Source organism: Flavobacterium pygoscelis, assembly GCF_023162025.1.
In the GTDB taxonomy this organism is placed as follows: domain Bacteria; phylum Bacteroidota; class Bacteroidia; order Flavobacteriales; family Flavobacteriaceae; genus Flavobacterium; species Flavobacterium pygoscelis.
The window spans coordinates 8,568-11,451 of the sequence record NZ_JALNUB010000017.1; the positions used below are offsets into that span (position 1 = coordinate 8,568).

3 protein-coding genes are annotated in these 2,884 nt (G+C 28.8%); all 3 read right to left on the reverse strand.

Features of this window, described 5'->3' with window-relative positions; translation table 11 throughout:
* Positions 1-168 precede the first annotated feature (168 nt).
* The gene (locus tag MW871_RS15665; RefSeq protein WP_248429340.1) at positions 169-1,452 is read right to left on the reverse strand and encodes a hypothetical protein; all 1,284 of its coding nucleotides are present in this window, start codon (positions 1,450-1,452) and stop codon (positions 169-171) included.
* 237 nt (positions 1,453-1,689) lie between these two features.
* A complete protein-coding gene (locus tag MW871_RS15670; protein WP_188051774.1) occupies positions 1,690-2,187 on the reverse strand; it encodes a T9SS type B sorting domain-containing protein in 498 nt (165 codons plus the stop codon).
* A gap of 157 nt (positions 2,188-2,344) precedes the next feature.
* A complete protein-coding gene (locus MW871_RS15675; RefSeq protein ID WP_248429341.1) occupies positions 2,345-2,827 on the reverse strand; it encodes a hypothetical protein in 483 nt (160 codons plus the stop codon).
* Between the last annotated feature and the right edge of the window lie 57 nt (positions 2,828-2,884).

A 2,884-nucleotide genomic window follows, 5' to 3' on the forward strand; every position in this document is an offset into this window, starting at 1 on the left:
ATTACAAGTAGCTTTTCCGAACTTAATTATTTATTTTTAAACATTTATGTGAACTTTAAAAATCTAAAAAGAAAACGTAATAAATTTAGCTTTTCAAGTTTCTGCTTTGCATTTCAATAATAATCCATTTTTGTCAAGTTTCTGTTTTGAATCTATCGACTAAATCCGCTATTTTAGAACTTTTTTTATGTAGTTTATTATAGAGTTTCTTGCCATATTTGACATTAATTCAAAGGTTATTAATGTATCTTGGGTTTTAGTCCATTCCTCAAATGGACTTTCTATCCGATTTTCTTTTTCCATTTTCTTAAACAATTCTTCTCTTCTTTTAATATTGTCTATAATGTGGAAAAAACGATCGCAAGATGAATTATTGGTTCTTTTGTGTGGTAAAGATTGTCCCATATGGAAAAATTCAGAGCGGAGAGTGTATGTGTTTTTAATAATAATTGAAAATTCTTCCTCAGTTAATTTATTTGGCTTCAATTCTGGCACAACACTTATTTCGTTTGGGAATAAGATTCTGTACTTTAAACCTTCGGTTATTAATTCATTGTAAAAAACTTCTTCCCAATCTGAATTCTTAGTGTAAGTAATCAGAAATCTCACAAAACGTTTAGTTAGATCTCTATTATTAATTTCTGCATTTACATAAGCTTGAACTTTCAAATACTCTTCAAAAAGACTTTTTGCGACTTCATTTTTTTTAGAAAGGTTTTTCCATTCGTTATAATGGTCTGGTTTATTTGAAAAGTCAATTTTATCTATTGCTATTTGTGATATTGCTTCAATGCCTGCAATGATAAACGAAAATCCTAAGTCAAAATCTTCTTTTTTATTTATATGTGCCAACTGTATTAATCGAAAACTTTGCATTAAGTTTTCATAACTTACTTCATATTCTTTACTCTCTGATAAAGTAAGTTTGTCAAGTAGGTTAACTACTTCTATTAATCTTTGTTCCCAAACGTCAATTATTTCATTGTGAATTCTAAAGCCTTTTGCACCTGGTCCTCGAATTGTTCTTGGAAATTCAACTCCGATTTCTCTTAATTCGTGTTCATTAGCAACTTCAAATCGATTATAATAATCATTTTTTGTCGAAACGACAGGTCTTTCAAATGCAAAACTACAAACTGCACTAAGCCCTAAAGTAAAATAGTGTGAATTGATGTAATTAATTCTTTCTGGCATTTTAACAGGCGAAACATACGCTTTTTTTGCTGATTGGTCTGATTTAATATTTTTAATAATATCTACTTCAATTGATTGTTCAATTGTAAAATCTTTAAAGTGTATATCTTTTGGTAATTTGAAATCTAAAATTAGATAGCTATAAATTCTTTTGTCTTCTGAAGTATTATGTGTTTTATAAAGCTTGACTTTATTTCTTTTATCAAATGCTAATATTCCGTCTTTAAATTGATTATCATCTTCAACAAATTGTCTCATATTTTTTTTAAAGTATTACAAATTATTGATGATTATCTAATGAATTTTAATTCGTCTATATTTCTGTGCGCTCCAACCTGCTGACGCATAACGTCCCGCTACTACAGCGGGTTTGGGACTAAATTAAGCCCATTATTCGGATTTGCCAAATCATCCCAAATACAAGACCAACTTTCCATTAAGCCTATTGCCCAAATCCGTTGTAGTAGCTGTTACCAAACGTTTATTCAGTTCATATTATTTTTGAAATATAATTGGGTCGTCAAAAGGGAATGTGCATTCAGTTTCTGCGCTAAATACTTTACCTTCTTCTTCTGTTTTAACTATACACACATATCCATACTCAACGAATGTTTGTTCATTTTTCACTACAAGTTTATATTTCACGGTTCCGCTTTTAATATTATCTCCGCAAAAAGAGTTGGAGTTTTTACCATAATTTTCTGTTGTGAAAAGAATTTTATCATTTAAATCATATATTGTTAAAGAGTTAAATGAATATTTATATAAATTCTCCACCAGAAAACAATCGTTAATACCATCTTCATTTGGAGTAAATACTGAAATAACATTTATTTTTCCAGCAGTTTGGTCAAGATTATTTATGTTCTTAGATTGCAATGGATTTTCTCCACAACATAAAAAAGTTTTTTGTTCAGTATTTGAATCATTACTATTACAACTATAATTGACTAATAAGATTAAAAAGATAAAAAATACAATTCTGTTTTTCATAAAGTAGGTTTTTAAATGTTTGGTAACGTCTTGGCGCTACAAGAAGTTTGGGATTAAAGATGCGAGATTTTTCCATTAAGCACAAATTTTCCAAATACAAAACCAAATTTAAATTAAGCCAAATACCCAAATTTCTTGTAACGGCTGTTAGTAGCCGTTATTTTAGCATTTCGTTTAGCCATTCTTCGGTTTCTTCCGTTATGTAATTCTTTTCCAAAAGCAGTTCTTTAAGCGTCATTGTTTCGTCATTCGTACAGCCAGCACAAGTACTTACTTTTTCGCTACTATTTTTATTCTTCTTAATTTGATTTAATTCTTCTTTAGTCAGATTAATCAACTTCTTTTGTGATAACTTTTCACAAATAGCTGTTGCCAAATACTTGTCAGCAATATTTGTTGCTTTAAGACTTCCTTTAATAATTGAGTAATCTTTTTTAGATAGAATTTCAGAAAATTTATTTACTGCTTTTGATTTCCGTCCCGAATAGTAGCAAGCAAATCCAATTACGTTATTTTCGTCAGTAATTTTTTTCGGTGGTAATTTAATAACTTTAGTTTTCTGTATAACTTCTGCTTTTTGTTCTTCTTTGCAACTAAAACACAAAAAAATCAAAAGATAAAATAAAATTTGTTTATTCATATTTGCTTGTTAAATTCTAGGATTTTTTTCATAATGGCTACTAACGTTTCGCGGCTT

Bases quoted from the DNA above. Each gene is read 5' to 3' on its own strand.
- MW871_RS15665 (WP_248429340.1), bottom strand. From the start codon at position 1,452: ATGAGACAATTTGTTGAAGATGATAATCAATTTAAAGACGGAATATTA.
- MW871_RS15670 (WP_188051774.1), bottom strand. From the start codon at position 2,187: ATGAAAAACAGAATTGTATTTTTTATCTTTTTAATCTTATTAGTCAAT.
- MW871_RS15675 (WP_248429341.1), bottom strand. From the start codon at position 2,827: ATGAATAAACAAATTTTATTTTATCTTTTGATTTTTTTGTGTTTTAGT.